This is a genomic window from Paracoccus haeundaensis (genome assembly GCF_006239215.1).
Lineage (GTDB): Bacteria > Pseudomonadota > Alphaproteobacteria > Rhodobacterales > Rhodobacteraceae > Paracoccus > Paracoccus marcusii.
This window is the reverse complement of the sequence record NZ_VDDC01000081.1, coordinates 1-3,506: the sequence shown is the minus strand read 5'-3', so window position 1 is coordinate 3,506 and position 3,506 is coordinate 1. Positions and strand designations below refer to the sequence as shown.

5 protein-coding genes are annotated in these 3,506 nt (G+C 64.1%); 2 read left to right on the top strand and 3 right to left on the bottom strand.

The annotated features are described in order from the left end of the window. Window positions 1-39 precede the first annotated feature (39 nt). The 3 genes from FHD67_RS19940 to FHD67_RS19930 are packed head-to-tail and all read right to left on the bottom strand — an operon-like array spanning window position 40 to window position 1,847. Complete coding sequence (locus tag FHD67_RS19940; RefSeq protein ID WP_139599825.1) at window positions 40-687, bottom strand: transmembrane anchor protein; 648 nt, start codon at window positions 685-687, stop codon at window positions 40-42. Between the two features lie 13 nt (window positions 688-700). After that, entirely contained in the window at window positions 701-1,435 is a 735-nt protein-coding gene (locus tag FHD67_RS19935; RefSeq protein WP_139599824.1) for a HupE/UreJ family protein, read from the bottom strand. 58 nt (window positions 1,436-1,493) lie between these two features. Then, window positions 1,494-1,847, bottom strand: coding sequence for a hypothetical protein (locus tag FHD67_RS19930; RefSeq protein ID WP_246071368.1), 354 nt, complete (start codon window positions 1,845-1,847; stop codon window positions 1,494-1,496). 75 nt (window positions 1,848-1,922) lie between these two features. Between FHD67_RS19930 and FHD67_RS19925 the strand changes: the two genes are divergently transcribed. Both FHD67_RS19925 and FHD67_RS19920 read left to right on the top strand, forming a co-directional pair. Then, a complete protein-coding gene (locus FHD67_RS19925; RefSeq protein WP_139599822.1) occupies window positions 1,923-2,180 on the top strand; it encodes a metal-sensing transcriptional repressor in 258 nt (85 codons plus the stop codon). A gap of 9 nt (window positions 2,181-2,189) precedes the next feature. After that, window positions 2,190-3,503: an MFS transporter gene (locus FHD67_RS19920; protein ID WP_139599821.1), complete on the top strand. Its 1,314-nt coding sequence runs from the start codon at window positions 2,190-2,192 to the stop codon at window positions 3,501-3,503. The last annotated feature ends 3 nt before the right edge of the window (window positions 3,504-3,506 follow it).

Below are 3,506 nucleotides of genomic sequence, written 5' to 3'. Positions count from 1 at the left end.
GGCAGCCATTCGCGTCGATCACGAATGGCTGCCCGACGCTCAGTAGGTTTCGACGACGGCGCTATACTCGCCGCGCACATTGATGGTCATGGTGATCGGCGTGCTGTCACGGTTTCGCCAGAACCAGCCGTGATCACCGGCGAAGGGCGCCTCGATGCTGCCCTCTCCGTTGGTTGCGCCGCTGCCGCGCTCGTAGTCGATCGACTCGCCGCCGCTATGGGCGTGGAGGTCAAAGTTGACCCGGCCGCCTTCAGCGGTCCATGCGTATTCTGCCACGTCTCCAGCCGCCATTGTCAGCTTGATCTCGGCAGTGTCGCCCGGCTCCAGCGTGAAGGTCACAGTGTCCGTCCAGGTGTCCTGCGCCTCTTGCGCATGAGCCGTGCCGATGAGCAGACCCATGACACTATCCAGAACGCTCGACGTCTGGTCCTGAGAGGGCTGCTCGATGGCGCGCTGTTCGTCCAGCAGACGATCCGCCTCGGCCTCGGCAGCAAGCTGGACCTTGATCTCGCCCATCTCGGTCAGGCCGATGACCCGGCCGATCCCGGTCGGGTCGATGGCGTATTCGGCAGGAAGATAGACGGTGACCGCGATCACCGCCGCACCGATGCTGGCCAGGATCGTGGAGCGGCGCAGTTGCGCCTTGGTGGGCAGCTCGTCGATGTTGGGTTTGGGTGCATTGTGCATGGGGATATCCAATCTATGCAGAGGTGGAAGCGATGTAGCCGGCGACCTGGTTGAAGGTCAGCCAGATGCCCAGGACCATCATCACCACGTTGGCAATGGTAGCCTGGCGCAGGAAGTTGGGGCTGCGACGCCAGTAGCCCATGACGATCAGGATCACGGCCAAGGCCAGCAGTTGGCCGACCTCGACGCCGACGTTAAAGGCCAGCAGGTTGGCCAGAAGCCCATCCTGCGGGATGTCATAGTCGAGGATCTTCGTGGCCAGGCCCGTGCCGTGGAACAGGCCGAAGATCAGCGTGGCGACCTTGGTATCGGGCTGGAACCCGAACCATTTCTGGTAGGCGCCAAGGTTGTCCAGTGCCTTGTAGACCACGGACAGGCCGATGATCGCGTCGATGATGTAGGCGTTGATGCCCCAGCCATACCAGACGCCCAGCAGCATCGTCACCGAATGGCCGATGGCGAACAGGCTGACATAGATGCCGACATCCTTCATCCGGTAGAGGAAGAACACCACGCCCAGCAGGAACAGGATGTGGTCGTAGCCGGTCACCATGTGCTTGGCGCCAAGGTAGATGAAGGGGATGATCTGCACCCCCCAGATTTCCTGGATATAGCCCGCGTCACCGGCGGTGACGTTATGGGCAAGAGCTTGGGCGGCCGTCAGCAGGACTGCCGCCAGCAGGATCAGGGTCAGCGCGACCGGTTGGCGTGGTGCCAAGGCGCGCAGGACCCCCGAGGTCGAGGTCATGGAAAAGTCTCCGGTAAGGGTCTGTCTGTTCGGATACACCGCGCGGTGGCGGCACCGATCAGGCCCGCGGAGGTCGCTCGATCAGATAGACCCGCTGCGGTCCTTCCCATGACGCCCGCAGCCGGAACGTATCGCGCCAAGCCACCCTTGGGTGCGCACCGGCGCCGGGGACAAGCATGGCCTGGCTGTGATCATGGTCGGCCACGTCATGGCTGTGACCGTGCAGCGCCCAGACAAGATCCTCTTCGAACCCGTGCGAGTGGCCATGATCAGCGATCATGTCGGTATGCTCGGCCACCACTTCGAAGACGGAAGGGACATGGCTAGCGCTTGGCGCAAGGGACCAGACGACAAGCGACAGGCAGACGAGGGCTGCAAGCACGCTGTGCATCAATGTCCGAACCTGTTTCACCGGCCTGCCCGTCGTTTCGCGGCGCGCTGATCACACCGTCTTGTTCTATCCCCCAGGGGGGGATAGCCTGACTGTATGTCACACCCGCACGTTCACGCAACCCACCCCGCCCTGGTCGCCCGGCTGAAACGTGCCGAAGGTCATCTGCGCCATGTCATCGGCATGATCGAGGGACAGCAGCCCTGCCTCGACATCGCCCGCCAGCTGGCGGCAGTGGAAAGTGCTGTGACCGCTGCCAAGCGGGCACTGATCCATGATCATATCGATCACTGCCTGGTCCACGACGCAGCGGAGACACTGGACGAGATGAAGGCGATCACCAAGCTGCTGTAAGGACACTCCATGCTGGCCATCCTGCGCGACCGCACCTATCGACATCTGTTCGCGGCGCAGGTGATCGCGCTGCTGGGCACCGGGCTAATGACCGTCGCTTTGGGCCTTCTGGCCTACGATTTGGCCGGGGCGGATGCAGGGGCGGTGCTGGGCACCGCGCTGGCGATCAAGATGATTGCTTATGTCGGCGTCGCGCCGGTGGCGCAGGCGTTCACGGATCGCCTGCCGCGCCGGTCGGTGCTTGTCGCGCTGGACCTGGTCCGGGGGGCCATTGCGCTGTGCCTACCCTTCGTGACCGAGATCTGGCAGATCTACCTGCTGATCTTCCTGCTGCAGGCCGCGTCAGCCGCATTCACCCCGACATTCCAAGCGACCATTCCAGACATCCTGCCCAAGGAGGAGGATTACACCCGCGCCCTATCGCTCTCGCGCCTTGCCTACGATCTGGAAAGCCTTGTCTCGCCCATGTTGGCGGCGGCGCTTCTGAGCGTCATCAGCTTTCACAGCCTGTTTGCCGGGACGGTCATCGGGTTTTTCGCCTCGGCTGCGCTGGTCCTCAGCGTCCGTCTGCCCTCACCGCAGCCAGCGGCACGGCGCGGGGTCTGGGACCGGACCACGCGCGGCATCCGCCTCTATCTGGCGACCCCGCGTCTGCGCGGATTGCTGGCGATCAGTCTGGCCGTCGCGGCGGCCGGGTCGATGGTGATCGTGAACACGGTCGTGCTGGTCAAGGCGGGTTTCGGTCTGTCGGAGCCAGAGGTGGCGTTGGCGCTGGCCGCGTTTGGTGCGGGATCGATGGTCGCCGCCCTGACCCTGCCGCGCCTGCTGGACCGACTGTCGGACAGGCCGGTGATGATCGCGGGTGCCGCGGCCTTGATCGTCGGAACTGCCTCCGGAATGGTCGTGGGCAGTTATAGCGCGCTGCTGGTCCTGTGGCTGATCCTGGGCTTCGGCTACTCTGTCGCGCAGACGCCAGCGGGCCGGTTGCTGCGCCGCTCAGCCCATCCCGAAGACCGTCCTGCGATCTTTGCCGCGCAGTTTGCGCTGTCCCATGCCTGCTGGCTGATCTGCTATCCTCTGGCCGGATACCTGGGCGCCCGCGCAGGCATGACAGCCGCCTTTGGTGCCATGGCGATCATCGGCCTGATCGGGCTGGCCTTGGCGTGGCGTTTGTGGCCTGCGGCTGATCCGACGGATGTCGCACATGATCATTCGGGCCTGCCGGCGGATCATCCGCATCTGCGTGAGCATGGAGGAATGGGGCGGCATCACCACCCCTTGGTAATCGACGATCTGCACAGGCGATGGCCGGTGGGTCCGTGAGGT